General features: G+C 68.1%; 23 protein-coding genes and 1 pseudogene. 17 read left to right on the top strand and 7 right to left on the bottom strand.

The window, feature by feature from the left end; all coding sequences use genetic code 11:
• Window positions 1-15: 15 nt before the first annotated feature.
• The 4 genes from AC0IZJ_RS07135 to AC0IZJ_RS07120 all read left to right on the top strand — a co-directional run bounded on the left by AC0IZJ_RS07135 (window position 16) and on the right by AC0IZJ_RS07120 (window position 10,030).
• On the top strand, window positions 16-546 hold the full coding sequence (locus AC0IZJ_RS07135) for a chemotaxis protein CheW (RefSeq protein ID WP_471848091.1): 531 nt from the start codon (window positions 16-18) through the stop codon (window positions 544-546).
• Between the two features lie 69 nt (window positions 547-615).
• Window positions 616-2,991, top strand: coding sequence for a methyl-accepting chemotaxis protein (locus tag AC0IZJ_RS07130; RefSeq protein ID WP_471848089.1), 2,376 nt, complete (start codon window positions 616-618; stop codon window positions 2,989-2,991).
• Between the two features lie 9 nt (window positions 2,992-3,000).
• Window positions 3,001-8,982 carry a hybrid sensor histidine kinase/response regulator gene (locus AC0IZJ_RS07125; protein ID WP_471848087.1) on the top strand — a complete coding sequence of 1,994 codons (5,982 nt, stop codon included), beginning with the start codon at window positions 3,001-3,003 and terminating at the stop codon, window positions 8,980-8,982.
• A 4-nt stretch (window positions 8,983-8,986) separates the two neighbouring features.
• Complete coding sequence (locus AC0IZJ_RS07120; RefSeq protein ID WP_471848085.1) at window positions 8,987-10,030, top strand: GGDEF domain-containing protein; 1,044 nt, start codon at window positions 8,987-8,989, stop codon at window positions 10,028-10,030.
• A gap of 167 nt (window positions 10,031-10,197) precedes the next feature.
• Here the strand turns inward: AC0IZJ_RS07120 and AC0IZJ_RS07115 are convergent.
• Window positions 10,198-10,677, bottom strand: a pseudogene (locus AC0IZJ_RS07115) (FxDxF family PEP-CTERM protein); the annotation flags it as partial.
• A 269-nt stretch (window positions 10,678-10,946) separates the two neighbouring features.
• Window positions 10,947-12,380 (bottom strand): cryptochrome/photolyase family protein, encoded by a 1,434-nt coding sequence (locus AC0IZJ_RS07110; RefSeq protein ID WP_471848083.1) that lies wholly within the window; start codon window positions 12,378-12,380, stop codon window positions 10,947-10,949.
• Between the two features lie 103 nt (window positions 12,381-12,483).
• Between AC0IZJ_RS07110 and AC0IZJ_RS07105 the strand changes: the two genes are divergently transcribed.
• Genes AC0IZJ_RS07105 through AC0IZJ_RS07080 form a run of 6 tightly spaced genes read left to right on the top strand, consistent with a single transcriptional unit; the run spans window position 12,484 to window position 17,004 of the window.
• The gene (locus tag AC0IZJ_RS07105; RefSeq protein WP_471848081.1) at window positions 12,484-13,071 is read left to right on the top strand and encodes a YqgE/AlgH family protein; all 588 of its coding nucleotides are present in this window, start codon (window positions 12,484-12,486) and stop codon (window positions 13,069-13,071) included.
• Window positions 13,071-13,469, top strand: coding sequence for a Holliday junction resolvase RuvX (gene ruvX / locus AC0IZJ_RS07100; RefSeq protein ID WP_471848079.1), 399 nt, complete (start codon window positions 13,071-13,073; stop codon window positions 13,467-13,469). The genes AC0IZJ_RS07105 and ruvX overlap by 1 nt, the downstream gene beginning before the upstream one ends.
• 58 nt (window positions 13,470-13,527) lie before the next feature.
• A complete protein-coding gene (gene pyrR / locus AC0IZJ_RS07095; protein WP_471848077.1) occupies window positions 13,528-14,013 on the top strand; it encodes a bifunctional pyr operon transcriptional regulator/uracil phosphoribosyltransferase PyrR in 486 nt (161 codons plus the stop codon).
• Window positions 14,013-14,975 carry an aspartate carbamoyltransferase catalytic subunit gene (locus AC0IZJ_RS07090; RefSeq protein ID WP_471848473.1) on the top strand — a complete coding sequence of 321 codons (963 nt, stop codon included), beginning with the start codon at window positions 14,013-14,015 and terminating at the stop codon, window positions 14,973-14,975. Before pyrR ends, AC0IZJ_RS07090 begins: the two co-directional genes overlap by 1 nt.
• Window positions 14,972-16,276: a dihydroorotase gene (locus AC0IZJ_RS07085; protein WP_471848075.1), complete on the top strand. Its 1,305-nt coding sequence runs from the start codon at window positions 14,972-14,974 to the stop codon at window positions 16,274-16,276. The genes AC0IZJ_RS07090 and AC0IZJ_RS07085 overlap by 4 nt, the downstream gene beginning before the upstream one ends.
• The gene (locus AC0IZJ_RS07080; protein ID WP_471848073.1) at window positions 16,273-17,004 is read left to right on the top strand and encodes a lysophospholipid acyltransferase family protein; all 732 of its coding nucleotides are present in this window, start codon (window positions 16,273-16,275) and stop codon (window positions 17,002-17,004) included. The genes AC0IZJ_RS07085 and AC0IZJ_RS07080 overlap by 4 nt, the downstream gene beginning before the upstream one ends.
• On the opposite strand, the gene AC0IZJ_RS07075 is transcribed toward AC0IZJ_RS07080, so the two are convergent.
• Window positions 16,988-17,746, bottom strand: a complete 759-nt coding sequence (locus AC0IZJ_RS07075; protein WP_471848071.1) for a TIM barrel protein — start codon at window positions 17,744-17,746, stop codon at window positions 16,988-16,990. The genes AC0IZJ_RS07080 and AC0IZJ_RS07075 overlap by 17 nt on opposite strands.
• Window positions 17,743-18,369 (bottom strand): DUF4254 domain-containing protein, encoded by a 627-nt coding sequence (locus tag AC0IZJ_RS07070; RefSeq protein WP_471848069.1) that lies wholly within the window; start codon window positions 18,367-18,369, stop codon window positions 17,743-17,745. Before AC0IZJ_RS07070 ends, AC0IZJ_RS07075 begins: the two co-directional genes overlap by 4 nt.
• Window positions 18,370-18,421: 52 nt before the next feature.
• Here AC0IZJ_RS07070 and AC0IZJ_RS07065 point away from each other — a divergent pair, with 52 nt between their 5' ends.
• Window positions 18,422-19,387 (top strand): glycosyltransferase family 9 protein, encoded by a 966-nt coding sequence (locus tag AC0IZJ_RS07065; protein ID WP_471848067.1) that lies wholly within the window; start codon window positions 18,422-18,424, stop codon window positions 19,385-19,387.
• On the opposite strand, the gene gpmA is transcribed toward AC0IZJ_RS07065, so the two are convergent.
• Window positions 19,372-20,115, bottom strand: coding sequence for a 2,3-diphosphoglycerate-dependent phosphoglycerate mutase (gpmA, locus tag AC0IZJ_RS07060; RefSeq protein WP_471848065.1), 744 nt, complete (start codon window positions 20,113-20,115; stop codon window positions 19,372-19,374). The two genes, AC0IZJ_RS07065 and gpmA, sit on opposite strands and share 16 nt — an antisense overlap.
• Window positions 20,116-20,204: 89 nt before the next feature.
• Between gpmA and AC0IZJ_RS07055 the strand changes: the two genes are divergently transcribed.
• The 4 genes from AC0IZJ_RS07055 (at window position 20,205) to AC0IZJ_RS07040 (ending at window position 22,603) form a co-directional block, all read left to right on the top strand.
• The gene (locus tag AC0IZJ_RS07055) at window positions 20,205-20,615 is read left to right on the top strand and encodes a rhodanese-like domain-containing protein (protein ID WP_471848063.1); all 411 of its coding nucleotides are present in this window, start codon (window positions 20,205-20,207) and stop codon (window positions 20,613-20,615) included.
• A 51-nt stretch (window positions 20,616-20,666) separates the two neighbouring features.
• Window positions 20,667-20,927 carry a glutaredoxin 3 gene (gene grxC / locus AC0IZJ_RS07050; protein WP_457422427.1) on the top strand — a complete coding sequence of 87 codons (261 nt, stop codon included), beginning with the start codon at window positions 20,667-20,669 and terminating at the stop codon, window positions 20,925-20,927.
• 129 nt (window positions 20,928-21,056) lie between these two features.
• Window positions 21,057-21,530, top strand: coding sequence for a protein-export chaperone SecB (gene secB, locus AC0IZJ_RS07045; RefSeq protein WP_457422429.1), 474 nt, complete (start codon window positions 21,057-21,059; stop codon window positions 21,528-21,530).
• A gap of 74 nt (window positions 21,531-21,604) precedes the next feature.
• The gene (locus AC0IZJ_RS07040) at window positions 21,605-22,603 is read left to right on the top strand and encodes an NAD(P)H-dependent glycerol-3-phosphate dehydrogenase (RefSeq protein WP_471848060.1); all 999 of its coding nucleotides are present in this window, start codon (window positions 21,605-21,607) and stop codon (window positions 22,601-22,603) included.
• On the opposite strand, the gene trmL is transcribed toward AC0IZJ_RS07040, so the two are convergent.
• Both trmL and AC0IZJ_RS07030 read right to left on the bottom strand, forming a co-directional pair.
• Window positions 22,604-23,074, bottom strand: a complete 471-nt coding sequence (gene trmL / locus AC0IZJ_RS07035; protein ID WP_471848058.1) for a tRNA (uridine(34)/cytosine(34)/5-carboxymethylaminomethyluridine(34)-2'-O)-methyltransferase TrmL — start codon at window positions 23,072-23,074, stop codon at window positions 22,604-22,606. It abuts the gene before it with no gap.
• A gap of 22 nt (window positions 23,075-23,096) precedes the next feature.
• A complete protein-coding gene (locus tag AC0IZJ_RS07030; protein WP_471848056.1) occupies window positions 23,097-23,840 on the bottom strand; it encodes a ComF family protein in 744 nt (247 codons plus the stop codon).
• Window positions 23,841-23,863: 23 nt separating this feature from the next.
• On the opposite strand from AC0IZJ_RS07030, the gene AC0IZJ_RS07025 reads away from it, so the two are divergent.
• Window positions 23,864-24,787 (top strand): biotin synthase, encoded by a 924-nt coding sequence (locus tag AC0IZJ_RS07025; RefSeq protein WP_471848054.1) that lies wholly within the window; start codon window positions 23,864-23,866, stop codon window positions 24,785-24,787.
• A 198-nt stretch (window positions 24,788-24,985) separates the two neighbouring features.
• Window positions 24,986-26,167 (top strand): cytochrome c oxidase subunit II, encoded by a 1,182-nt coding sequence (gene coxB / locus AC0IZJ_RS07020; protein WP_471848471.1) that lies wholly within the window; start codon window positions 24,986-24,988, stop codon window positions 26,165-26,167.
• The last annotated feature ends 12 nt before the right edge of the window (window positions 26,168-26,179 follow it).

The following is a 26,179-nucleotide window of genomic DNA, read 5'->3' as shown; positions in this document are numbered from 1 at the left end:
CCACAGGGCGCAGACATGGCGAACAAGACTGCACTGCGTGAACTGCAACAGCGCCTGGCCGAGCGCATGCAGGCGGCGCGCGAGACGACGCTGATTGCGAAATGGCTGGCTGTTGAATCTGCGGGCGTCGGCCTGCTGTTCTCGCTGAAGCAGGCCAGTGAAATCTTTGCGCCCGTGCCTATCAAGCCCGTGCCCTATGCCAAACCCTGGCTGGCTGGCGTGGCCAATCTGCGAGGCGGCCTGTTCACGGTTGTCGACCTGGCCGTCTATCTCGGCTTGCGCGACGGTGCCGCTGCGCGCGGCGTTGCGCCCCAGGCCCGGCTCGTGTCGCTGAGCACCGAGCTGAATCTGAATTGCGCGCTGCTGGTCGACCGCCTGGCCGGCCTGCGCAGCGACGAACAATTGCCGCTGGCCGCCGAACAGCCGGCCGGGCCGCTGCCTCGTTTTGCTGGCGCCCTGCGCCGCGACGAGGCCGGCCGCCATTGGCAGGAAATCAATCTGGAAGCGCTGTCGAGGCAGGAGAACTTCCTGCACATCGTTGGGTAGTGCGCGCTTCCCAGCTTCTAGGCTCGCGCAGGTACGCGGGCGCCACAAACACTGAAGAACGAGGGTGAGATGAGCCTGCTGGACAAGATCAGGGGAAAGTCCGAAGCCGATGACCAGCCGTTTGCGGCACCGGAGGCTTCCGATACCACCATCGACTCGCAAGGGGGTGGCTTCGACGCGACTCGCAATGCCGACACGACCCTGGCCGGCGTCGAGTTGCCGTCCGTGCGCACTGTGGCCTTCGTACGCGATGACGCGCCGTCCATCATCTCGCCGGCCATGCCCACCGAGCCAGGCCCGAACAGTGAGTTTCCGGCCAGTTCGCTGAACTTTGCGCAGACCACGCAGGCGGCCGACCCAACGACGCTGCCGTCCGCTGCTCCGGCGGCCACTGGCGCCGAGAAGCTCGGCGACATCTTCAGCCGCCACCGCCAGGCTGTGCTGACCGGTCTCGTCGCCCTTGGCCTTGTCGGCACTGCGGTGTCCGTCGGTCTCGTGCTCGTCAACTCCAACCGCAGCGCGGCCCAGGTCCGCGCAGCGGGCCAGGCGCTGATGCACTCGCAGCGTATGGCCAAGTCGGTGTCTGCGGCGTTGGTCGGCAACCCGACGGCTTTCGCGGAACTGCGCGAGTCGGTCGGCACGCTCAGCGGCGTGGTCAACAACCTGCGCACTGGCGAAGGTGAGCTGAAGATCGCGCCGGACAGCGTGCAGCCCACGCTGGAATCGCTCAAGCCTTTCGTCGAACGCGCCGAGAAAAACGGCAAGATCGTCCAGAACCAGGAAAAGATCCTGACTCAGGTCGGCCAGGCCCTGCGCGCCATCAACCGCCAGTCCAGCGACCTGCTCGAAAGCGCCGAGGCCGTGTCATCTCAAGCGCTGCAGATCGGCGCCTCGGCGGGCGAGGTCTCCGCGGTCGGCCAGTTGGTCATGCTGACGCAGCGTATCGGCAAGAGCGCCAACGAATTCCTGACCCAGGAAGGCGTCAGCCCCGAGGCGGTCTTCCTGCTGGGCAAGGACTTGAACTCCTTCAAGCTCATTACCGAGGCCCTGATCAGCGGCAGCCCCGAGCTGCGCCTGAACGCCGCGCGTGACCCGCAGCTGAAGGAACGCCTGCAGACCCTGCTCAAGCAGTACGAGCAGACCCGCACGCAGGCGGCCGCCATTCTGGGCAACTTGCAGGGTCTGGTGTCGGCGCGTGAAGCGCAGACGGCGATCCTGGGTGACTCCGAACCGCTGCGCAAGAACCTCGAGCAGGCCGCGTCGGACCTGGAAAAGTCGGGCGGCGCGGGTTTGGGGACCTACCTCCTGCTGCTGATCTCGCTGGGAGCCCTCGTCGGTGGTGCTTATGGCTTCCTGCGGCTGTTCGTGACGGACCAGTCCGAGCGCGCAGCGCTCGCCGAATCGCAGAGGCGCGACGCCGAAGCCCAGGAGCAAGAGGCCAAGCGCGTCAACGACGCCAACCAGGCGGCCATTTTGCGGTTGATGAACGAACTGTCCTCGGTCGCTGAAGGTGACTTGACGCAGCAGGCGACGGTGACGGAAGACATCACCGGCGCCATCGCCGACTCGGTGAACTACACGGTGGAAGAGCTGCGCAACCTGGTCGGCCAGGTGCAGCAGACGGCAGCCCGCGTGACGGACACGACAGGCGCGGTCGACCAGACGTCGACCGACCTGCTGGCTGCGTCGAAGGAACAGCTGCATGAGATCCGCGCCACCGGCGAGGCCGTGCTCGGCATGGCCAGCCGAATCACCGACGTGTCAGCCCAGGCGCAGACGACGGCCGGCGTGGCGCGCCAGAGCCGGCAGGCCGCTGAACAGGGCCTGGCCGCGATGCAGAACAACATCGCCGGTATGAACACCATCCGCGACTCCATCCAGGAGACCTCCAAGCGCATCAAGCGCCTCGGCGAGTCGTCTCAGGAAATTGGCGAGATCACGGAGCTGATCTCGGACATTACGGAACAGACGAACGTGCTGGCCTTGAATGCCGCCATCCAGGCCGCTTCCGCTGGTGAAGCCGGTCGCGGCTTCTCGGTGGTTGCGGAAGAAGTGCAGCGACTGGCCGAACGTTCCGGCGACGCGACGAGGCGAATTGCGGCTCTCGTCAAGACCATTCAGACCGACACACACGACGCCGTGGCCGCCATGGAGCGCTCGACGCGCGGGGTGGTGGAAGGTACCCAGCTGTCCGACGCGGCCGGCCGCGCACTGGAAGACATCGACAGCGTGTCCCGCCAGCTTGACGGTCTGATCGGCCAGATCTCGACACAGGCTCAGCAGGAAGCCGAGCACGCCAACGAGGTGGCCTCGAACATCCAGCACATCTTCGCGGTGACCGAGCAGACCTCCGAGGGCACGCGCTCCACCGCCCAGATGGTGCACGAGCTGTCGCGTTCCGCCGAGGCGCTGCGCGCGTCCGTGTCCCGTTTCAAGGTCGCCTGACGAACCGACATGGACAGCTCACTGCGAGAAGCCGAACTCCCGGCCGACCTCAGCCCGCTTGCGTGGGTGCAGGAGGAATTGCGCCGTTCGCTGGAGTCGGTGCACAAGACCTTGCGCCGCCTCATTCGCGACGGCAGCGACAACCGCCTGTCGGCCTTTGGCGGCGACGCCCAACCCAGCGTGCCCCTGCAGCAGGCAGCGGCCCAGCTCCACCAGGTCAGCGGCGTGCTGTCGCTTGTCGGCCTGCCGGCGGGTTCTACCGTGCTGCGCGCCGCGGAGGCGGCCGTTGGCCGCTTGGCTGAACATCCGCTGGAGGTCGAGGCCAGCACCGTCGACACCATCGAGCGCGCCAACTTCGCGTTGCTGGCCTACATTGCCCGGCTGCTGGCCGGCAACAAGACATCGACGCTGGCCCTCTACCCCAGCTACCGCGAATTGCAGCAGCTCAACGGCGCCGAGCGCGTGCATCCGGCCGACCTTTGGCAGCACGACTGGGCCTGGCGCAGCGTGCCGGTCGAGAACGGCGTGCTGCCGCGTTCGCCCGAGGCCGTGCGTGCGCCCTTCGAGACCGCGTTGCTGCGCCACATGCGCGAGCCCGGCGCGGCGCATGCGGCCCATCTGTCCGGCCTTTGCGCCGGTCTGGCGGCCGCCTTGCCTGCCGGTCAGGGCCGCACGTTGTGGCAACTGGCCGCCGCCGTCTTCGAAGGCCAGGCACTCAAGCTGCTGCCCAGTGATGGCTACACCAAGCGCCTGGGCTCCAAGCTGCTGCATGAGCTGCGCCTGGTCGGCCGCGGCGACCATGACGACCCACAGCGCGAGCGTCTGGCCCAGGACCTGTTGTTCTTCTGCGCCCAGTGCCGTCTCACCCAGGGGGCCGGCCCGCGCCTGCATGCCGTGCACGAGGCCTACCGCCTTGGCGACGAGCAGGTCGGCGACTACGAAGACGCCAGCCTCGGCCGCATCGACCCGGCCTGGGTCGTGCAGGCGAAGCGCCGCGTGTTGGCGGCCAAGGAAGGCTGGTCCAGCGCCGCCGAAGGCGACCAGCACCGTATCGGCAGCCTGGACGAACAGTTCGCCGGCCTGGCCGAGTCCCTGACCCGCCTGTTCCCGAGCGGCGAGGTGCTGGCCCAGACGCTGCAGCGCGCCGTCGTCGCGACATTGCGCTCGCGCAGCACGCCGCCGCCCGCCCTGGCGATGGAAGTCGCCACCAGCCTGCTCTACGTCGAGGCTGCGCTGGAAGACGCCGCCTTCGACCAGCCCGAGCAGGCCGACCGTGTGCGCCGCCTTGCGCGCCGCGTTGAGGCCGTGGCCCACGGCCAGCCGGCCGAGCCGTTGGAAGGCTGGATGGAGGAGCTCTACCGCCGCGTCTCCGACCGCCAGACCCTGGGCAGCGTCGTGCACGAACTGCGCGCCAGCCTGTCCGAGGTCGAGAAGCAGTGCGACGACTATTTTCGTGACCCGTCTCGCCGCGAGTTGCTCATTCCCGTGCCTGGCCAGTTGCAGGCCATGCGCGGCGTGCTCAGCGTGCTCGGCCTGGACCAGGCCGCCCACGCCACGCTGCGCATGCGCGACGAGGTGGACAGCTTGGCCAGCACCGAGATCGACTTCGAGCGCGCCGCCGCTCGCGGCGTCTTCGAGCGCCTGGCCAACAATCTTGGCGCCTTGGGTTTCCTCATCGACATGCTGAGCGTTCAGCCGGCCCTGGCCAAGCGCATGTTCGAGTTCGATGAGTCCACCGGCCGCCTGGATGCGGTCATGGGCCGCCGTGAAGGCGCCGTCGAGCTGCCCGACTTCGAGGCCAGCGGCTTCCACATCGACCTGGGCGACGAGCCCGCCGAATTCGCCACTTCCCACGAGGCCACTCAGCCGCTGCGCATCGACCTGGCGTCGCTGGACCTGCCCGACCTCAGCCTGCCCGACCTCGATCTGTCCGAGCCGGCCCCGGTGCCTGCACCTGCACCTGTGGCTGCACCTGCACCTGTGGCTGCACGCGCGCCTGCCGCCTCCGAGCCCAGCGTCGCCGACGACCCGGAGATGCGCGAGATCTTCCTGGAGGAAGCCGACGAGGTCATTGGCAATGCCCGCGCCGCACTGGCCGCCTTGCGCGAGGCCCCCGCCGATCACGGCGAGCTCACCATCGTCCGCCGTGCCTTCCACACCCTCAAGGGCAGTGCCCGCATGGTGGGGCTGAATGACTTTGGCGAAGGCGCCTGGGCCTGCGAGCAGCTCTACAACACGCGGCTGGCGGAGCACTCGCCGCAGGCCGACCCTGCGCTGCTGGGCTTCACGTCCGAGGCGCTGGACTATTTCACCCGCTGGCGCGAACAAATCGCCGGTAACGAGACCGGCCAGAGCCTGCCCGATCCGCTGCGCCGCAGCGCCGATGCGCTGCGCCTCAATGGCGAGCATCTGCCCCTGACGCCGGCCCAGGACCAACCTGCGGTGGACTTTGACCTGGCACTGGAGCCCGGCGGCGACGTCGAGGTCATCGAAGTCGGTGACGCCCCAGCAGACGAAGCGGGCAATGCCACCGCGCCGGTCGCCGACGAGGCCGAGACCGTCGCGCCGGACTTCGTCCTCGATCTGTCCGAGCCTGCAGGCCTTGAAGTTATCGTCACCGAAGCCGCGCCGGCTCTGCCCGAAGAGGACACGCTGGACGTCGGCGAGCACGCGACCGAGCTGATGCCGCATCTGGCCACCGAGCCCATGCCGCTGGTGGCCCCGGACGAAATGACGCTGGCCAACTTCCGCCTGCAACTCGATCTGGACGAACCTGCCGTCGAGCTGCAGCCTTTGCCCGCCGGTGAGGTGCCGCAGCGGCCCGAGGAAACCACGTTGGTCATTCCGGCGCTGGCACCGGTCGAGGCCGAAGCGGAGGCCGTTGCCACGCCGCTGCCTGTTGTCGATGAGGCCGAGCCCGAACCGCTCGATGCGGACGACGGCTACAAGCTCATCGGCCCGCTGCGCATCAGCATCGCCTTGTTCAACATCTTCCTGAACGAGGCCGACGAGCTGTCGCGCAAGCTCTCCATCGGTCTGGCCGAATGGTCGGCCGAGCTGCACCACACCGTGCCGCAGAGCTGCGAGGTGCAGGCCCACGCGCTGGCGGGCAATGCGGGTACTGTCGGCTATGACGATCTCTCCGCCCTGGCGCGCGAACTTGAGCATGCCCTCGGCCGTGCCCAGCGCGCCGTCGGCTACGAGGCGGAAGACGCCGAACTATTCGTGCGCGCTGCCGACGACATCCGCCGCCTGCTGCACCAGTTCGCCGCCGGTTTCCTGAAGCCCAATGACCCCGAGGTCATCGCCCGCCTGCACGCCTACCAGCCGCAGGAAGAGCCGATGACGTCGGCGACGCCGCTGGACGAACGGCCCTTGCCCGTGCCCGCGCTGCACGACACCTTCGCCGGCGACCTCGACGACTTCCTGCCGGACAGCCCGGTCACGCAGCCGGCGCCTCTCGTGGAGCTGCCGTCGCAAGTGATGGCCGAGGCGCAGCCCGAGCCTGAGGTTGAAGCGCCGTCGTTGCCGCAGCCGTGGCTTGCCGCGGCCGAGCCCGAACCCGAAGCCGGCCTGCCGGACAACATCGAGCCCGAGCTCTATCCGATCTTCGAAGAGGAAGGTCGCGACCTGTTGCAGGATCTGCATGGCGCCCTGCGCGACTGGCTGGCCGAACCGGCCGAGCTGAGCCGCTCTGACGCCTGCATGCGCGCGCTGCACACTTTCAAGGGTGGCGCCCGCCTTGCCGGGGCCATGCGCCTGGGAGAGCAGGCGCACAACCTGGAGTCTGCCATCGAGGCCTTGCTGCGTGCCGGCACGGCCGATCACGGCCAGGTCCAGGCGCTTCAGCATGACGGTGACGCGCTTGAGCATGCTTTCGAGGAACTCGGCCGCAGCCTGAACGCGCCCGCCGTTGTGGCGCCCGTGGCGACACCGGCAGTCATCGCTCCGCCGCCGCCCGCACCGACTGCGGCACCGGTGGATGCAGCGGAGCCCGAGCCCCGTTACGAGCCGCTCGCCCGTTTCGCCCAGCCCGCCCCGCTTGCCGAGGAGGCCTCGACCGAGCCGGCCCGCGAGATCGACTGGAGCCGCTTCGCCGACAGCGCCGAGATCGCCGCTGGCAGTGACAACCTCGCCATCGGCCAGGCGCTGGTGCGCGTGCGCGGCAGCCTGCTGGAACGCATGGCCACCCAGGCCGGCGAGGTCAGCATCCGCCGCGCGCGGATGGAGTCCGAACTCGTTCAGATGAAGGCCGCGCTGCTCGACCTGGACGACAACCTGGAGCGCCTGCGCACCCAGCTGCGCGAACTGGACCTGCAGGCCGAGGCCCAGATGCACACCCAGCAGGAGCTGGCGCAGCAGGGCGGCCGCGAGTTTGACCCGCTGGAGTTCGACCGCTATACCCGCTTCCAGGAACTGACCCGCATGCTGACCGAGTCGGTCGGCGACGTGGCCACGCTGCAGCGCACGCTCAGCCGCAACGTGCAGATCGGTGAAGACGAGCTGGCCGCGCAATCACGGCTGACGCGCGAGCTGCAGGACGACCTGCTGCGCACCCGCCTGGTCGACTTCGACTCGATTGGCGAGCGCATGCACCGCGTCGTGCGCCAGGCCGCCCGAGACGCCGGCAAGCAGGTCAAGCTGGAAATCACTGGTGGCCAGACCGAGCTGGACCGCTCGGTGCTGGAGCGCACGGCAGGCGCCTTCGAGCACCTGCTGCGCAACAGCGTCGCCCACGGCATCGAGATGCCGGAAGCCCGCACGGCCGCCGGCAAGGAGGCCGCCGGCACGCTGCGCATCGAAGTGGGCCAGCATGGCAATGAAGTGCGCTTGAACTTCGTCGACGATGGCGCGGGCCTGAACCTGGCCCGCATCCGCGAGCGCGGCCTGCAGCTGGGCCTGCTCGCACCGGATGCCGAGCCCGACGACGCGCAACTGCGCCGGCTGATCTTCGCGCCCGGCTTCTCCACGGCCAGCCAGATCACCGAGCTCAGCGGTCGCGGCATCGGCATGGACGTCGTGCGCGCCGAAGTCGGCACGCTGGGCGGCAGCATCGAAACCACCTCCACCAGCGGCAAGGGCACCAGCTTCCTGCTGCGCCTGCCGCTGACCACCGCGCTGACCCAGGTCGTGCTGCTGAAGAGCGCCGAGCAGGTGGTGGCCGTACCGGCGGCGCTGATGCAGTCGGTCCAGCGCGTTCCCGTCGAGGCGGTCGAGGCAGCCTATGCCACCGGCAAGCTGCAGCATGGCGGCGCCGAACTGCCGTTCTACTGGCTGGGTGGCCTGCTGGGTCACGGTGGCCGCGGCCACACGCATGGCAAGCACGCGCCCATCGTGCTGGTGCGCAGCGCGCAGGCCTCGCTGGCCCTGCACGTCGATGAAGTCGTCGGCAACCAGGAAGTCGTCGTCAAGAACCTCGGCGCCCAGCTCAACCGCGTGCCGGGTCTTGCCGGCATCAGCCTGCTCGCTTCCGGCGACGTGGCGCTGATCTACAACGTCGTCGCCCTGGCCGACTGGTACGGCGCGGACGCGCAGGCCCGCCTCGCGACGGCGCGCGGGCAGCTGTCCGAGCACACGCCGGTCTCGCCGGACGCCGAAGAGGTCGTGCAGGCGCCGCTGGTCATGGTCGTCGACGACTCGCTGACCGTGCGCCGGGTCACCCAGCGCCTGCTGGAACGCGTGGGCCTGCGCGTCCTGCTGGCCAAGGACGGTCTGGACGCGATGGAGAAGCTGTCGGGCGACGAACTGCCGTCGGTGGTGCTGTCGGACATTGAGATGCCCCGCATGGACGGCTTCGACCTGGTGCGCAACATGCGTGCCGACGCGCGTCTGGCCCCGCTGCCGGTCATCATGATCACGTCCCGCATCGCCCAGAAGCACCGCGACTACGCGGCTCAGCTGGGCGTCGACCACTACCTTGGCAAGCCCTATGACGAAGAGCATCTGCTCGGGTTGATCCGCCAGTACACGCAGGCCGCAGTGGTAGTCTGACCGCATGTCCCAGGTAGTCGACCATCTTGCCGAGCTGACCGGTTTCCGTGACCGCGACGTCATGGACGTCACGCTCGTCATGGCGCTGCGCGACCTGCTCGAACCCGAGTCGGCCGCCATCTACCGCGCCGTGGGCGAGCCGGGCCAGGAGCGCTGGCTCACCCGCGCCCATCTGCGCGCGGGGGATGCCGTCGCCACGGCCGACCCGCTGTGGGCGAAGCCCGAGACGCTGCCGCTGGTGGCCACGCACCCGTTGCGCCTTGAGGCCATGCGCAGCCGCAGCGTTACGCAAGTGGCCCAAGGCGGGCAGTGGCTGTACCTGTTTCCCATCGCCACCGAGCGTGACGTCATCGGCGTCATCGAGATCCTGTCGACCCGCCGGCTCGGCACGGGCGCGCAGCGCATGGTCAGCAGCGTGCTGCGGATCTATCACAACTTCCAGGGCCTGCTCGACTACTCCGAGCGCGACACGCTGACGGGCCTGCTGAACCGCAAGACCTTCGACGAGAGCTTCCTGAAGGTGCTCTCAGACCTTCCGGCGCGGCCTGCAGCGAGCCACGAGGCCGAGGACCGGCGCCACGAGGCGGCGACCACACACTATGTGCTCGGCGTCATCGACATCGACCACTTCAAGAACGTCAACGACCGCTTCGGGCACCTGATCGGCGACGAAGTGCTGCTGCTGCTGTCGCGATTGATGCGCGGCTCCTTCCGTTTTCACGACATGCTCTACCGCTTCGGCGGCGAGGAGTTCGTCGTGCTGATGCGATGCGACGAGCAAGTCCATGCTGGCGAGGCCTTCGAGCGCCTGCGCCTGAACACCGAGCGTTACGCCTTCCCTCAGGTGGGCCATATCACGGTGAGCATCGGCTTCACCGAAGTGCGCAGCGGCGACGGGCCGGCGACGGCTTTCGAGCGCGCCGACAAGGCCGTCTATCACGCCAAGGGACATGGCCGCAACCAGGTGCATAACTATGCGGCCCTGGTGGCGAGCGGTGTGATCCAGGAAGCCGTCCAGCACGACAACAGCGACGCCGAGTTGTTCTGACTCTTCTTGGCTGATAGGTCAGCGGCCGTCCGGTGTGTATTGGTTGCGAGCAGTGACGCCAAATAGAAAACGCGCCGACCCGTGTTGGTGACGGGTAGGCGCGCTTTGTAGCAAAGGGCCGAAGAGTCAGCCCGGTGCTCTGGGACGCTCAGAGGCGTCCTTTTCGATCAGGAGTTGCGACGGCGGCGGCTGCCGATGAAGCCCATCATGCCCAGGCCAGCCAGGAGCATGGCGTAGGTTTCGGGCTCAGGCACCGGCAGGGCCGTGGCCGACGCGGAGATCGCGTAGGCGGACAGCTCGGCGTTGGACATGCCGAAGACCTTGAAATGATAAGAACCAGCGGCCAACGCGTCGAAATGGCTCGTCGACACGGCGGAGAAGCCGTGGCCAACGACCAGTTGGTCATCGGCGGTGCCGACGGTCGCGTCAAAACCTGCGGTGTAGATGCCGTAGAAGGCGGGGTTCAGGCTGCCAACGAAGGTCGTGACATTGCTTTCGACCTTCGAAGCTGCGGTGAGCGAGAACGTGAAGTTGTCATTGACGATGGCGCCAAACGACGTGGCGAAACCACCGCTGTTCGTGATGTCTTCGTCAAGCACGCCGAGAGCCTTCGTGGTGGCGTTGGCGCCGATCGAGGCGATGGACAGGAGGGCAGCAGCGGAGATAGTTTTGAAGGTCATTTGAGATGGTTTCTCGTGCGGTTAGGGTTAGCGTTATCAAAGCAATATAGATGCCAGATATAAATTCCTTTATGAAACAACGGCTTGTATCTGTTGGGCCAGCTGTCCGTAAAAGAAGTCGACACACCCATTCGAGGGATTAAATGTGAATATTCGCCCCGTCCTACACCAGGCGCGGAGATTGGTCCCGCAATAACCCGGGTCTGCGCGGTTGAGTTTCTCGCGCCAGCAGTGGGTCACACCTTGCGGCTTTTCACGACCGCGTAGCGCGCCAGCGTCCGTCCCCGCGCCGCAGCGTGGTCGACGATGGGCTGCGGGTAGTCCACCCCCTGCATCGCCAGCGGCGCGCGCTCCCAGGGCGCGTGGATGGCCTTGGCGTCGAGGCCGGCCAGCTCCGGGCAGTAGCGGCGGATGAAGCGACCCTCGGCATCGAACTTTTCGCTCTGGCTGGTCGGGTTGAAGATGCGGAAATAGGGCTGCGCGTCGCAGCCGCTGCTGCTGGCCCACTGCCAGCCGCCGTTGTTGGCGGCGAGGTCGTAGTCCAGCAGCTTCTCGGCAAAGTAGGCCTCACCTCGCCGCCAGTCCAGCCCCAGGTCCTTGGTCAGAAAGCTGGCCGTCACCATGCGCAGGCGGTTGTGCTGGTAGCCGGTCTGGTTGAGCTGGCGCATCGCGGCGTCCACCAGCGGGTAGCCGGTGAGACCGTCGCACCAGGCCTGGAAGAGGGCGTCAGCATGCTCGCCCGTTTCCCACGCGATGCCGTCGTACTCGGGCCGAAAGGCCGCGCGCATGGCATGTGGGTGGTGGTACATCACCTGGTGATAGAAATCGCGCCAGATCAGCTCCGACAGCCAGATCTCGGCGCCGTGGTCGCCGCCCTGCATCAGCTGATGAGCGATGCGCGCCAGGCGGCGGATGGACACGGTGCCGAAGCGCAGGTGCACGCTCAGGTAGCTCGGGCCCTTGGCGGCGGGGAAGTCGCGCTTCTTGTCGTAGTCGGCGATGCGGTCCAGGAAGTCGTCCAGCAGCGCCTCGGCGCCTCGACTGCCCTGGCCGACGTGCTCGATCAGCCCGGCGAGCTCGAAGCCGATGTCTGCCAGCGCCGGCACCCCCTTGGCAAGCGTCGTCTTCGCCAGCGCGTGGGCGTGGCGTTCAACCGGATAACTGCTCAGGTAGAACTCGTCCACCTTGCGCAGCCAGGCGTTCTTGTAGGGTGTGAACACGCCGTACGGCCCGCCGACCGCCGTCATCACCTCGCGGCGCTCGAAGATGACATGGTCCTTGAACGTTCTCAACCCGGCGTTGAAGGGCTTCAGCAGCTCCGCCACCAGCGCGTCGCGCATCAGCGCCTGCGGTTCGTCGTCGTGGTTGGTGAAAACGGCCTGCACGCCCAGCTCGGTGGCAAGGCGCGGGATCTCGTCCGCCGCGAAGCCATGGCGCACGATGAGCGCGCCGCCCAGCCGGCGCAGGTCTTCGTCCAGCACCTTCAGCGCACCGAGAATGAACTCGACGCGCCGGTCCGCACGCGGCAGGGCGTCGAGGATGTCGCGGTCCAGCACGAAGGCGCAGAAGACCTGCTTGGCGCTTCGGAGCGCGTGGTAGAGCGCCGCATGGTCATCAACGCGCAGATCACGGCGGAACCAGACCAGCGCACGTTCGAAAGAAGGATTCATGCCCGCAGATTAAGGTCTTGGCGTGCCAGCCCATGCGCGCTTGCCTTGACCGGTACCGGCCTCCCAGGCGATTGGCGCTGACTCGCAAAGAGCCCGGAATAAAATGCGTGCCATGCCTGCCGACCGGATCGTCCTGACCAACCAGTTCCTCATCGCCATGCCGGGCATGGCCGACGAGGCCTTCGCAGGCGCCGTGGTCTACCTCTGCGAGCACAACGACAACGGCGCGTTGGGCCTGGTCATCAACAAGCCGATCTCGCTGACGCTGGGCACGCTGTTCGAGAAAGTCGAGCTCAGCCCGCCCAGCGACCCGCTGGCCGAGACGCCCGTCTACTACGGCGGCCCAGTGCAGACCGACCGAGGCTTCGTGCTGCACGAGCCGCTGGACGAGCAGGGCGGCCACTACAACGCCACGCTGGTCGTGCCGGGCGGCCTGGAGATGACCACCAGCCGCGACGTGCTGGAGGCGCTGTCCAACGGCGCCGGTCCGCGCAAGATCCTCGTCACGCTGGGTTACAGCGGCTGGGCCGCCGGACAGCTCGAGGAAGAAATTGGTCGCAACGGCTGGCTGACGGTCGACGCCTCGCCGGCCATCATCTTTGACACGCCCGTGGAGCAGCGCTACGAGAAGGCCCTGGCGCTGCTGGGCGTGGACCCGCGCATGCTCAGCTCGGACGCGGGCCACGCCTGATGAAGGCTGCCGCTGAGCCTTCGCAGCTTCAGTCCTTTCTCGCGTTTGATTTCGGCACCCGCCGCATCGGCGTGGCCTCCGGCACGCGCCTGCTCGGTGCCGCCGAACCGCGTGCCACCGTCAAAAGCGGAGACTTCGACGCCATCGCCGCCCTGGTCAAGACCTGGCAACCCGACGCCCTCGTCGTCGGCGTTCCTCGCTACCCCGACGGTGCTCCGCACGAGATGACCGCCAAGGCGCAGAACTTCGGCCGGCGCCTGGCCGGGCGCCACCATCTGCCGGTCTTCGAGGTGGACGAGCGCTACACCAGCGTCGAGGCAGAAGCCGAAGGCGCCCAGGACGTGGACGCCGCCGCCGCCGCCCTCATCCTTGAACAATTCTTCAGAGAACACCCATGAGTGCCGCCCGGGCATCCGAAGGGACCACACCGCAGTGCTTTGCACGGAGGTTTTTAAAATGAGCGACCTCAAACTGGACGCTGAAGGCCTGTACCTTGAGCTCAAACGCGGCGTGCAGCGCCTGCTGACCGCCGACACCGCCCTGGTGGGCATCTGGAGCGGCGGCGCCTGGCTGGCCGAGCGCCTGGCAGCCGATCTGGGGCTGGTCTCCGGCACCATCTCCAGCGCCCTGCACCGCGACGACTTCGGCTCGCGCGGCATGGCCAAGGCCGACCACACCAAGCTGCCCTTCGACGTCAACGACCGCGACATCCTGCTCATCGACGATGTGCTCTACACCGGCCGCACGACGCGCGCCGTCATCAACGAGCTGTTCGACTTCGGCCGCCCGGCCAGCGTGCAGCTGGCGGTGCTGGTGGACCGCGGCGGGCGGCAGTTGCCGATCGAGCCGGTGTTTTCTGCGGCGCGGGTCAGCCTGTCCGCAGACCAGCACCTTCGCCTGGCGCGTACGGACGATGGCCGATTCGCCTTCGAGGTCAAATGATGTTGAGCAAGCGAAATCCCCAGCTGAACAAGCACGGCGAGCTGATCCATCTGCTGTCAATCGAAGGCCTGCCGCGCGCGGTCATCGACCAGATCCTGGACACGGCCGGCAGCTTTCTCTCGGTCAACGAACGCGAGGTCAAGAAGGTGCCGCTGCTGCGCGGCAAGTCGGTGTTCAACCTTTTCTTCGAGAACAGCACGCGCACCCGCACCACCTTCGAGATCGCGGCCAAGCGCCTGTCTGCCGACGTCATCAACCTCGACATCGCCCGCAGCTCCACCGCCAAGGGCGAGACGCTGCTGGACACGGTCGCCAACCTCAGCGCCATGCATGCCGACATGTTCGTCGTGCGCCACAGCGAGAGCGGTGCGCCGCACCTGATCGCCCAGCACTGCGCCCCTCATGTACACGTCGTCAACGCCGGCGACGGCCGCCATGCGCACCCGACGCAGGGCCTGCTGGACATGTACACGATCCGGCACTTCAAGAAGGACTTCCGCAACCTGACGGTGGCCATCGTCGGCGACATCGTGCATTCGCGCGTCGCCCGCTCGGACATCCACGCGCTGAACATCCTGGGCGTGCCCGAGATCCGCGCCGTCGGCCCGAAAACGCTGGTGCCCGGCGACCTGCGCGACATGGGCGTGCGCGTCTGCCACGACATGGCCGAGGGCGTGCGGGACGCCGACGTCATCATCATGCTGCGCCTGCAGAACGAGCGCATGAACGGCGGCATGCTGCCCAGCAGCGGCGAGTTCTTCAAGCACTTCGGCCTGACGCCCGACAAGCTGCGCCTGGCCAAGCCGGACGCCATCGTCATGCACCCGGGCCCCATCAACCGCGGCGTGGAAATCGCGTCCGAAGTGGCCGACGGCAAGAGCAGCGTCATCCTTCCGCAAGTGACATTCGGCATCGCTGTCCGAATGGCTGTCATGGCCATCCTCGCCGGGAACGAAGCATGAAGATCCTGATCAAAGGTGGCCGGCTGATCGACCCGGCATCCAACCTCGACCGCATCGGCGACGTCGCCATCGCCAACGGCCGCATCGTGCATCTGGGCGATGTCGGTGACTTCAGCGCCGAGCGCACGGTCGAGGCCACCGGTCTCATCGTCGCCCCTGGCCTGGTCGACCTCTGTGCGCGCCTGCGCGAGCCGGGCCATGAGCACGAAGGCCTCCTGGAAAGCGAACTCGCGGCGGCCGCAGCCGGCGGCGTGACCAGCCTGGTCTGCCCGCCCGACACCGACCCCGTGCTCGACGAACCGGGCCTGGTCGAGATGCTGAAGTTCCGCGCCCGCAAGCTCAGCCGCTGCCGCCTCTTTCCGCTCGGCGCGCTGACGCGCCAACTTGGCGGCGCGGCACTGACCGAGATGGCCGAGCTGACCGAGGCCGGCTGCATCGGCTTTTCGCAGGCCGAGGTGCCGATCAAGGACACGCTGGTGCTGAGCCGCGCGCTGCAATACGCCGCCACCTATGGTTACACCGTCTGGCTGCGCCCGCTGGACGCCTACCTGGGCGGCGGCGTGGCCGCCAGCGGCTCGGTGGCCACGCGGCTGGGCCTGTCCGGCGTGCCGGTCAGCGCCGAGACGGTGGCGCTGCACACCATCTTCGAGCTGGTCCGCGCCACCGGCGCACGGGTGCACATCTGCCGCCTCAGCAGCGCCGCCGGCGTCGAGCTGGTGCGCGCAGCGAAGAAGGAAGGCCTGCCCATCACGGCCGACGTGTCCATCAACTCGCTGCACCTCAGCGATGTGGACATCGGCTACTTCGACTCCGCCATGCGCCTGACGCCGCCGCTGCGCCAGGGCCGCGACCGAGACGCGCTGCGCGCCGGTCTGGCCGATGGCAGCATCGACGCGCTGGTGTCCGACCACATGCCCGTGACCACTGACGAGAAGGCCGTGCCCTTTGCCGAGGCGACGCCGGGCGCGACCGGGCTCGAGCTGCTGCTGTCCCTGAGCCTGCGCTGGGCCCAGGACTCCGGCCTGCCGCTGCAACGCGCGCTGGCCGTCGTCACGGCCGAGCCGGTGCGCGTGCTGGGCAGTGCCCTCGGCTCGCTGGCCGCCAGCGCCGGGCGTTTGGTGGAAGGCGGCGTCGCCGACGTCTGCGTGTTCGACGCCGGCGCCAGCTGGGCGGTCACGCCGGAGCTGCTGGCCAGCCAAGGCAAGCACACACCGTTCGCGTTCTCGTCCAGCGGCTTCGAGCTGCCGGCGCGGATGCGAACCACGCTGGTGGCGGGCCACATCGCCTACAACGCCGAATGACGGATCGGTTGAGGGGCATCTGGCGCCTGGCGCGCCTGACACCCCATGTGTTGCACGGCCTGTGGATCGTGCGCACCGCGTTCGGCCGCATGACGCCCGAGCAGCGCCACGAGCGCATCCAGTGGTGGTCGCGCAAGACGCTGCGCATCCTCGGCATTGAGCTGAAGGTCTCGGGCACCGCGCTGACTGCGGGTCATCTGGTTGTGGCCAACCATGTTTCCTGGCTGGACATCGCCGGCGTGCACGCCGTGTTGCCGCAGGCGCGCTTCGTCTCCAAGGCCGACGTGAAGCACTGGCCGGTTGTCGGCGCCCTGGTCACGGGCGCCGGCACGCTCTACATCGAACGCACGAGCAAGCGTGACGCGTTGCGTGTCGTGCACCAGACGGCCGAGGCGCTGCAAGCGGGCGACTGCGTCGCCGTCTTCCCCGAAGGCACGACCGGTGCCGGCCCCGAGCTGCTGCCCTTCCATGCCAACCTGCTGCAGGCCGCCGTTGCCACCCAGTCGCCGGTGCTGCCGGTCGTGCTGCGCTGGTACGAGCCGGGCGAGCGCTTCAGCGCGTCGGCGCGTTTCATCGGTGACATGACGCTGACGCAGAGCCTCTGGGCCATCGCCTCGGCGCGAGGGTTGGGCATCGATGTGCAGATCCTGCCGCCCGTGCCGACGGCCGGACTGGACCGCCGCGAATTGGGCGAGAGGCTGCGCGGGGCGATCAGCGCGCGCCTGTAAGCCAGGCCAGGCCTGCTGTCGTGCCCGCATGCGGCCGGTATTCCAGGCCGATGGCACCGGGCCATGCGCGCGCCCGCAACAGCGCGAAGTCGGCGGCGTATTCCTCTGCTTCGGGTTCCTGCCGGCCGGCCACGCCGGCGACCTGCACATGGCCGAGGACGCCGAGGTCCAGCGCCCGTCCCACATGCATCAGCGACTCGCCCTCGGCGACGCGGCAGTGATAGAGGTCCAGTTGCAGCTTCACGCGCGGGGAATTCAGCGCCGCCAGCAGTTCCAGCGCCTGCGCCTGGCGGTGCAGGAAATAGCCGGGCATGTCGCGCCGGTTGATGGGCTCGACGACCAGCGGCAGCGGCGACTGCTCCGCCGCCCAGCCCAGATTGGCAAGCCATGTCCCGCGCGTCTCGGGCGTGTCTTCCGCGAGGCCGGACAGCACGTGCACGCGCTCGGCGCCCAGGCCGCTGGCCAGTTCCAGGCCACGCAGCGTCGCATCGCGGAACTCGGCTTCGCGGCCGGGCAGGGCCGCGAAGCCGCGCACGCCGGCCGCCCAGTCGCCGGCCGGTGCATTGATGAGCACGACACGCAAGCCGGCCAGGCTGGCGGCCAATGCATCGGCGTCGTGCAGATGGGGCTGTTGCAGTTCGACGGCCGAGAAGCCATCGGCCCGCGCGGCGGCCGCGCGGTCGAGGTAGGCGTGCTCCGTGTACAGCCAATCGAGGTTGGCGGCGAAGCTCGCAGGGATCACTTCGACTCCGCCACCAGGGCCGGGTTCAACCGCGGGTCGTTGTACATCTTGAACTGGCGATAGACCTTGAAGTAGGCCCGGCCGGCGCGTGAGTCGGCCAGCAGTTCGTCGAAGCAGTGGCCGAGGTCGGCGCGCTGCTGGATGAGCCGCTGCAGCCGCTCGCCGCAGGCCTGGCGATGGGCGTCGTCCACGTCGGAGCGCACGGTCTGCTCGCGCATCGCGGCGATCTTCAGGCCGAGGATGGAGATGCGGTCCAGCATGGAGCCGGCCGTCTCGCTGTTCAGCCGCGCGCCGGTCGGCACGGTCGAGCGGGGCAGGGCGCTGGCCAGCGTGGCGGGATCGACGAGGCCGAGCGCGCTGAGCACGAACTCGTCGACACGTTCGATGGCGTCGTTGCGGGCCTGGTTGTGGCGGTCGATGGCACGCTTGTTGGCGACGATCTCGGCGTCCGGCGCCTGGGTGCGGCGGGCCAGGTCTTCCTGTGCCCACAGGCTGCGGTTGTGAAAGTGGTTGACGGCGATCCAGCCGGCCAGGTCACTGGCTTCGATCGCCTGGGGCAGCGAGGCCAGGGCCGCGTCATGCGCGGCGATCACTTCGGTCGAGGAGGGCAGGGCAGCGGTCATAGGCGTGGGCGGGGCGCTGTCAGAATTCCGCGCCACTGTGATTGAACTGCAAATGATAGAAGCCAGCCTCCCGCCCAAGCCGCTGATCGTGCGCCTGCGCAACTTCGTCGGCGACACGGTGCTGAGCCTGCCGGCGCTGCGCCTGCTGGAGCAGCACGGCTACCGGCTGGAACTCGTGGGCAAGGGCTGGGCGCGCGGGCTGCTGGAGGCCGAGGGCTGGGCGGTGCATGTGCGGCCTAAAGATCTGCGCGAACGCATCGCGCAACTGCGCGAGCTGAGGCGGCGCTTCAGGACCGAGGACCCGGGCTTCGACCAGCGCGCCAACACGCTGCTCTTCCCCTATGCCTTCTCCGCTGCGCTGGATGCGCGCCTTGCAGGGCTGAAGGCCGAGGGCCATGCCGGCGACGGCCGCACATGGCTGATGCGTCGCGGCCACCCGCGTCGCGAGGGGCGGCACACGCTGGTCGAGTACTGGGAACTGGCCTGCGACTTCCTCGGCATCCAGGCCGAGCCTCCGGCCGACATCCGCATGAAGGTTTCGGACGCGCAGCGCGATCAGGCACGGGCGCTGCTGGCTTCACATGGCCTGGAGGCGGGCCGCCTGGTGCTGATCTGCCCGTTCGCGAATGGGCGCGTGGAGTTCCTCGACCGCAGCTGGCCGGCCTTTCCGGACTTCGTGCGGCGCCTGCACGCGGCCGGCCGGCAAGTGGTGATCGTGCCGGGGCCGGCGGAGGTGGAAGGCGCGAAGGCGCTGTACCCGGATGCGAGCCGCCTGGACGGCGTCGCGCTGGGTGTTTACAACGCGCTGCTTCAGTTGGCCGGCGTCGTCGTCGCCAACGACACGGGCCCGGCCCACATGGCCGCTGGCGTGGGCGCGAGGCTGCTCAGCATCTGGGGGCCCGTGGACGCCGCGCGCTGGGCGCCCTGGGGCTCGACCGTGACCCTGATGCGACGTGGACCGGGTGAGTGGTCCAGCGTCGACGAGGTCATTTCAGCCGTGGATCAGGCCTTGCCTTGATTGGCTACAGCGGCTGCCGCCTTGGCCGCCGCTTCGGCGTCACCCAGGTAGTAGCTCTTGATCGGCTTGAGGTTCGCGTCGAGTTCGTAGACCAGCGGGATGCCGTTGGGGATGTTGACGCCGACGATCGCGTCGTCCGCGATGTTGTCGAGGTACTTCACCAGTGCGCGGATGCTGTTGCCGTGGGCGGCGATCAGCACGCGCTCACCGCCCTTGATGGCCGGCGCGATGGTGTCGTTCCAGAACGGCAGCACGCGGGCGACCGTGTCCTTCAGGCATTCGGTCAGCGGAATGTCCTCGGCGTCCAGGCCGCGGTAGCGGCGGTCGCTGCGTTCACTGCGCGGGTCGTTCGCTTCCAGTGCCGGCGGCGGCGTGTCGTAGCTGCGGCGCCAGATCAGCACCTGCTCGTCGCCGTACTGCTTGGCCATGTCCGCCTTGTTCAGACCCTGAAGGCTGCCGTAATGGCGCTCGTTCAGGCGCCAGGCGTGGCGCACGGGCAGCCAGGTGCGGTCCATCTGGTCCAGCGCATGCCACAGCGTCCAGACGGCGCGCTTGAGCACCGAGGTGTAGGCGATGTCGAAGTCGTAGCCGCCTTCCTTCAGCAGCCGGCCGGCGCTCTTGGCCTGCTCGACGCCGGTGGGCGTCAGGTCCACGTCGGTCCAGCCGGTGAAGCGGTTTTCCAGGTTCCAGGTCGATTCGCCGTGGCGGATGAGGACGAGCTTGTACATGGGCAGAAGACGCACAGGGTTGATGGAAGCGGCGGATTATCGGACGCGGCGATAATCGCCGGCTTCGTTGAATCTCACGGGATGCTTGCTTGAACTTCCTGATCCAGAACTGGTACTTGATCGTCGTCGCCCTGGCCTCGGGCGGCCTGCTGATATGGCCCCTGGTGGTGTCCGGCTCGCAGGGTGCGGCCGTCAGCCCCGCCCAGGCGGTGCAGCTGATCAACCGCGAGAAGGGCATCCTGATCGACGTCAGCGAGCCCGAGGAGTTCGCCAAGGGCCACGCCGTGGGTGCGCGCAACGCGCCTCTGGGCCAGCTCGAAGGCCACAAGGCCCTGCCGTCCAACAAGGCCCTGCCGCTGGTGCTGGTGTGCGCGACCGGCGCACGCGCCGGCCGCGCCGCAGGCATGCTGCGCAAGTTGGGCTACGAGAAGGCCCAGGTGCTGGCCGGCGGCCTGAAGGGCTGGCGGGAGGCAAATTTGCCGGTGGAGAAAACCGCGTAGCGGTTTCGCCAAAACGGCGTAAAGCCGCTTTAGCTACCCAGGAGACGGACCATGGCCCAAGTCAAGATGTACACGACGCTGATCTGCCCGTTCTGCATCCGCGCCAAGATGCTGCTGAAGCGGCGCGGCGTGGAGGAGATCCAGGAGATCCGCGTCGACCTGAATCCCGCCGAGCGGGACGCGATGATCCAGATGACCGGCCGCCGCACGGTGCCGCAGATCTTCATCGGCGACACCCATGTCGGGGGGTGCGACGACCTTGTCGCACTGGACCAGCAGGGTCGGCTGGAGCCCTTGCTCCAGGCCGCCTGATTTCAAGCCCGGGCAAGTCCCCGCATTCCCGCGTGGGGCCTCTCACGAGGCCTCACCCATAATTCATCACCGCCCGCAGCGCGCCGCCTGCGGGCTTTTGTTTGACGCTTCGTTCGAAAGAAGAGTTCCATGGCCGACGAGATCCAAGCTGCCGCCGAAGGCACCCCCGTGTTCCAGATCCAGCGCATGTATCTGAAGGATCTGTCGCTTGAGCAACCCAATGCGCCGCACATCCTGCTGGAGCAATCGCAGCCCCAGGTCGACATCAACCTGACGCTGTCGGCCGAGAACGTCACCGACGGCATCTTCGAAGTCACCGTCACTGCCACCGTCAACACCAAGGTGGGCGACAAGACGCTGTTCCTGGTGGAAGCCAAGCAGGCCGGCATCTTCGAGATCCGCAACGTGCCCCAGGATCAGGTCGAAGGCATCCTGGGCATCGTCTGCCCGCAGATGGTCTACCCCTATCTGCGCGCCATCGTGTCGGACGTCTGCACCCGCGCCGGCTTCCCGCCCGTGCTGCTGACGGAAGTGAACTTCCAGGCCATGTTCGAAGCCCAGCAGGCGCAGCGCGCCGCGCAAGGCGGCCAAGCGGTCAACTGATTCACCTGAGCTGATACGACGCCCCGCCAAGTGCGGGGCGTTTTACTTGGGTGAAACTCTCGCGCATGACGACGATGAAGATCAGCGTTCTCGGTGCCGGCGCCTGGGGCACGGCCCTGGCCATCCAGGCCGCGCGGGCCGGCCATGACGTGAGCCTGTGGGGCCGGGACGCCGAGGCCATGGCGCAGATGCGCGCCAGCCGCCGCAACGCCACCTATCTGCCAGATAGCGACCTGCCCGCCGCCCTCGGATTGACGGCTGACCGGAGTGCGGCAATCGCCCACGCCGCCGAGGGCCTGACCATCATTGCGACGCCCATGTCCGGACTGCGCGAAACCCTGGCGGCGCTGCCGTCCACCCAGCGCGTGCTGTGGCTGTGCAAGGGCTTCGAAGCCGGCACGGGTCGGCTGGGCCACGAGATCGCTCGCGAGCTGCAGCCGGCCATGCATGTCGGCGTGCTGTCGGGGCCAAGCTTTGCGCAGGAAGTAGCCGCCGGCAGGCCGACGGCGCTCGTCGCCGCCAGCGAGAACGCCGAACTGGCGCAGGCCGCCGTCGATGCCTTCCACGGCGAGCGCTTGCGCGTCTACACCTCCAGCGACCCGGTGGGCGTGGAGGTGGGCGGCGCGGTCAAGAACGTGATGGCCATTGCCGTGGGTATCTGCGATGGGCTGTCAGCTGCGGCGCCCGACGGGCCCGGTCTGAATGCCCGCGCCGCGCTGATCACGCGCGGCTTGGCCGAGATGCTGCGGCTGGGCGTGGCGCTGGGTGCCAAGGTCGAGACCTTCATGGGACTGTCCGGCCTGGGCGACCTGGTGCTGACGGCGACGGGCGACCTGTCGCGCAACCGGCGTGTCGGCCTGATGCTGGCCGAGGGCCTGGCGCTGCCGGAAATCCTGGCCCGCCTGGGCCATGTCGCCGAGGGCGTCTACAGCGCGCCAACGGTGCTGGCGCGGGCGCGCGAGGCGGGTGTCGAGATGCCGATCACCGAAGGCATGGTGGCCTTGCTGGAAGGCCGACTGCCGGTCGGCGAGGCGGTCGAGCGGTTGATGAGCCGGGACGCGCGGGCTGAGTAGTCAGCCCCCGCCTGCGTAGCCGTTCTGGCGCCAGGCTTCAAACACGGCGACGGCGACGCTGTTGCTCAGATTGAGGCTGCGCTGACCTTCCCGCATCGGCAGCCTGACGCGCTGTTCGAGCGCAAAGCCGTCCCGCAGCGCGGGCGGCAGGCCGGCGGTCTCACTGCCGAAGACGAACCAGTCGCCCGGCTGCCAGGCCACTTCGCTGAACGGCCGGCTGCCGCGTGTCGTGAAGGCGAACATCCGCGCCGGGTCGGGCGACTCGGCAGTCAGAAACGCGGCCCAGTCGGCGTGGCGCTGAACGCGGGCGTACTCGTGATAGTCCAGGCCGGCGCGCTGCAGCAGCTTGTCTTCCATCGAAAAGCCCAGCGGCTCGATGAGGTGCAGCGTGCAACCGGTGTTGGCCGCAAGCCGGATCACGTTGCCCGTGTTGGGCGGGATCTCGGGGTTGACGAGGACGATGTGGAACATGGGGCGGGAGTATCCCGCGCAGCTACTCGTCGCCAGGCTCCGGCGTCCTTGAAATGACCCAGGCCCGCACGCTCATCGCGCCCGCCTGCAGCAGCACGCGGGCCAGCTCGAACAGCGTGGCGCCGCTGGTCATCACGTCGTCCAGCACGGCGACGCTGGCGCCTTGCAGCCGGGTCGTCTTCAGCGGCTCGACGGCGAAGACACCGCGCACATTGGCCGCGCGTGCCTCCAGCTTGAGGCCTGCCTGGCGCTCGTTGTGGCGCACGCGCAGCAGCATGTCGGGCTCGCAGCGCAGGCCGCGCCGCCGCGCCAGCGCCTTGGCCAGTTCGTGCGCCTGGTTGTAGCCACGCTCGCGCAGCCGCTCGACGGACAGGGGCACCGGCAGCAGCCAGTCCGGCGTGTTGACGTCGGCCGCACCGAGTGCGGAGTTCAGCCGCTCCAGCAGGCTCTCGCGCAGCTCCAGGGCCTGGTGGTACTTGAAGTGCTGCAACAGGCCGTCCCACGGGAAGCGGTAGTCCAGCGCAGCCACCGTGCGGTCCAGCGGTGGGGCGTCGACGAGGCAGCGGCCACACTGCGGCCGCGGCCTGTCGGTCAGTGCAAGCGGCAGCTTGGCCGCGCAAGTCCAGCAGCGCGGCTGCGGCCGGGCGTAGAGGGCCAGGCAGTGCTCGCAAATGGTCTGGTGGCTCCAGGCGCGGCAGACGGCGCACTGGCCGGCGCAGCGCATCAGGACCTTCTCGACGAGTGCCGGTTTGGGCGCTGGCAGCATCGGCTCAATATACTGACCGGCCCATGAGTGATTCCGTCCCGGCCCCTACTTCAAACAAGGGGCCGCGGCCTCAGGACCTGGATGAGGCTGCGCTGCGTCACCATGCCCGCCGTCTCGCCAAAGCCGCCGAGGCGCCCTGGCTCCATGCCGAGGCAGCGCGCCGCATGGCCGAGCGCCTGCCCTTCATCAAACTGCAGCCGGACCGCCTGCTGGATGCGTCGCCCGCGCTGGGCGCCAGCACCGAAGTGCTGCGTCTCACCTACCCCAAGGCAGAGATGCTCTGGCACGAAGCGGACGCGTCGCTGGCCAGGCGCGCGGCCGCAGCGCGCTCCCTCGGCTGGTGGCAGAAGCTGCGCGGCACGGGCTCCGGCCAGGTTGACGCCTTGCCTGTGAAGCCCGATGTCGAGCTGCTGTGGTCCAACATGGCCTTGCATGCCAGCGCCAACCTGCCCGAGCAGTTGAGCGCATGGCAGGCGAGCCTGGCTGTGGGTGGCTTCGTCATGTTTTCCTGCCTGGGCCCGGACAGCTTCGTCGAACTGCGCCCGCTCTACGCCCGCAACGGCTGGGGCCGGCCGGCGCCGGACTGGTGGGACATGCACGACATTGGCGACCTGGTGCTGAAGGCCGGCTTTGCCGACCCGGTGATGGACCAGGAGCGGCTGCGCCTGACATGGGCCAGCCCCGAAGCCCTGCTGACCGACCTGCGCGCCCTGGGCGGCAACCTCGCCCCGGCGCGCTTCCAGGGCCTGCGTGGTCGCAAGTGGCGGGCCGGACTCGTCGCGCAACTGGAAAGCCTGCGTGGCGCCGATGGGCGGCTGGGCCTGACGCTGGAGCTGGTATTCGGCCATGCCTTCAAGGCTGCGCCGAGGCTGACGATGGCAGCAGAAACCCATGTCTCGGTCGACGCCATGCGCGCCACGCTGCGCAAGGGGCGGGCCGAAGGCTGATCGCTAGGTGATTCCCGGGGGCCGGCCTGCGCCGAGCACCCGGGCACCTCGGGCTAAAATCCCGGGCCGCTTAGAGGGCTACGGGCAAAACCCGGCCCAATCCGCGGATCTTGCAGCGCCAAGTCCGGCCCATTCCTCAGTTTGGGATGGACAAGCAAGTCCTGCTCTTCAAAGAACCAAGTGACAACCATGACGATGATGAACGCACGAGTGCACAGCGCCTCACGCGGCTGGGCCTACCGGGCCGCTGCGGCGGCGACGGCCGCCCTGGCCACGGGTTCGGCCCTCGCGGTGAATGACCTCAAAGGCGGCCCGGGCGTCAATCAGCTCAATCTGCACGAGCCGGTCACGCGCATCGCGCACGACCAGATGTGGCTGCACAACTTCGTGTTGATCGTCTGCGTGGTCATCTTCGTCGCCGTGTTCGGCGTCATGTTCTATTCGATCTTCAAGCACCGCAAATCCAAGGGTGCGGTCTCGGCCAACTTCCACGAAAGCGTGGCCGTCGAGATCGCCTGGACCGTGGTGCCTCTGCTGATCGTCATCGGCATGGCCCTGCCGGCCACCAAGGTCGTCGTTGCCATGAAGGACACGACCAACGCCGACGTGACCATCAAGGCCACCGGCTACCAGTGGAAATGGGGCTACGACTACCTGAAGGGCGAGGGCGAGGGCATCGGCTTCCTGGCCACGCTCGACACCGCCCAGCGCGAGCAGTCCGACTCCGGCAAGCCAGCGCCGGTCGACGACTACCTGCTGAAGGTCGACAACCCGCTGGTCGTGCCGGTGGACAAGAAGATCCGCATCATCACCACGGCCAACGACGTCATCCACGCCTGGATGGTGCCGGCCTTCGGCGTCAAGCAGGATGCCATCCCCGGCTTCGTGCGCGACACCTGGTTCAAGGCCGAGAAGCTCGGTGACTTCTATGGCCAGTGCGCCGAGCTGTGCGGCAAGGAACACGCCTACATGCCCATCCACGTGAAGGTCGTGTCCGCCGAGGATTACACCGCCTGGGTCACGGCCAAGCAGAAGGAAGCCGCCGCCAAGGCCGATGATCCGAGCAAGGTCTGGGAGCAGGCGGCGCTGATCGCCCGCGGCGAGAAGGTCTACACCGCCAATTGCGCGGCCTGCCACAAGGCGGACGGCAGCGGCGCAGGCCCCGTCAAGCCGCTCGACAAGTCGCCGGTGGTGCTGGACGCCGACAAGTCCAAGCAGATTGCCATCCTGCTCAACGGCATCCTCGACAAGGGCATGCCGGCCTGGAAGCAGCTGAGCGACACCGACATCGCGGCCGTCATCACGTACACGAAGAACAGCTGGTCCAACAAGACGGGCCAGACCGTGCAGCCGGCCGAAGTGCTGGCAGCCCGCAAGTAAGACGAACGCCGA

The sequence above is a fragment of the Roseateles sp. AC306 genome (assembly GCF_979253795.1).
This window is presented reverse-complemented; position numbering and strand designations above follow the sequence as displayed.